2 protein-coding genes are annotated in these 1,694 nt (G+C 69.8%); one reads left to right on the top strand and one right to left on the bottom strand.

The annotated features are described in order from the left end of the window. Positions 1-1,271: pilus assembly protein (locus AC1D15_RS30815; RefSeq protein WP_477829025.1), on the top strand; the 1,271-nt coding region annotated here is incomplete at its 5' end. Here the strand turns inward: AC1D15_RS30815 and AC1D15_RS30810 are convergent. Then, on the bottom strand, positions 1,272-1,694 hold a 423-nt coding region (locus tag AC1D15_RS30810; RefSeq protein WP_477829024.1), incomplete at its 5' end, for an alpha/beta fold hydrolase.

Genomic DNA, 1,694 nt, shown 5'->3' with positions numbered 1-1,694 from the left:
CCTTCAACACCACCAACGGCAAGGAACTGTGGAGCTACATTCCCGGCTCCGTGCTCACCGGCATCGGTGCCACCAGCCAAAAGAGCTACCGCTTCAGTGCCCAGCTCGACGCCACCCCCACGCTGGCGACGGTTTCCGGCCAGGAGATCCTGCTCGGTGGCCGCGGCTCGGCGGGCACCGGCTGGTATGCGCTGGACGTGACGAACGCGTCGGCCATCACCAGCGACGCCGCGCTGGCAGGCCGCGTGAAGTGGGAATTCCCCAACGACAACACCTCGGCGTCGGTCAGGAACCAGGCGGGGCTGTCCATCGGTGGACCCCGCATCGTCCGGATCAAAGGGGCGACCAACTCGGTCGCCCTGCTGAGCAGCGGCTACAACAACGCCGCGCAGGACGGCGTCGGCCGGCTCTTCGTGCTGGACGCGCTCACCGGGACCTTGCAGGCCACGCTGTCCACCACGGCGGGTGCTTCGGGTGACCCGGGCTTCGCTCAGTTCTCGCCGTACTTCGAGGACGACGGCTCGGTCCAGTACGTCTACGGCGGTGACGAGCGCGGCAACCTGTGGCGCTTCGATCTCGTCAACAGCCAGGTCAATCGCGTGGCCACGCTGAGGGATGCCTCCGGCACCGCGCAGCCGATCACCACGGCCCCTGCGCTCGTCTACCAGAACGGAAAGCGGACCCTCTTCGTCGCGACCGGCCGCATGCTGGGCTTCACGGACCTCTCGAGCACGCCCGGCACGCAAACGGTCTACGCGATCTCGGACGGTGACGAACTCACCAACCCGCGCGGCAGCCTGACCAAGCAGGTCTACGACAGCGCCACCGACACGCTGACCAGCAACAGCGTCAACTGGAGCACCAGCCGGGGCTGGTACATCGACCTGCCCGCCGGCGAGGTCGTCAACACGGCGCCGTCGATCGGCTACACCGCCGTGGTGCTGGTGACCAACAAGTCGACCATTTCGGACTGCTCGGCCAGCTCCCGCTACTACGTGGTCGACATGGCCAGCGGCACGGCCATCTCCGGCGTCGGCTACGTGAGCGCAACGATCTCCAGCACCGACATGTCGTCGAAGATGACGCTGCTGCGCACGACGGCGTCGAGCGCCTCCAGCGGGTCGTCCAGCTCCAGTTCCAGCAGCAGCTGCGGCTCCGGCGGCATCGCGGGGATGACGACCGTCGCGTCGGGCACCATCAGGACCACGGCCCTGAACCTGTGCCAGGCCATCCCGTCGCGCAAGAACGCCTGGACCGAGATCCGCCGTTGATCAGGCCCGCCCGGCGGCGAGCTCGATGCCGTCGGCGAACCTCGGCAGCAGCGGCAGCGGCAGGTCGTGCCCCATGCCGTCGACCAGGTCGAGCTGCGCGCCGCGGATCTTGCGCGCCAGGTCGTGCCCGGCCGCCACCGGCACCAACGGGTCGGCCTGGCCGTGGATCACGCGGCACGGCACGCTGATCGGCGCCAGCCGCGCACTGCGGTCGCCATCGGCCGCGATCGCCACCAGCTGCCGCCCCGTGCCCGCCGGCCGGTACGCCCGCGCGACCGCGGCGCGCAGCTTGTCGAGCATCCACTGCGGATCGGGCCGGTAGGCCGGGCTGCCGATCAGGTGCATGAAGCGGCCGAGGTGCGCCGCCACCGATTCGGGGTTGCGCGGATCCTCCGGACGGCTCAGCAGCGCGCGCCGCACCTC

The organism is Rhizobacter sp. P2_H2 (assembly GCF_056403375.1).
This window is presented reverse-complemented; position numbering and strand designations above follow the sequence as displayed.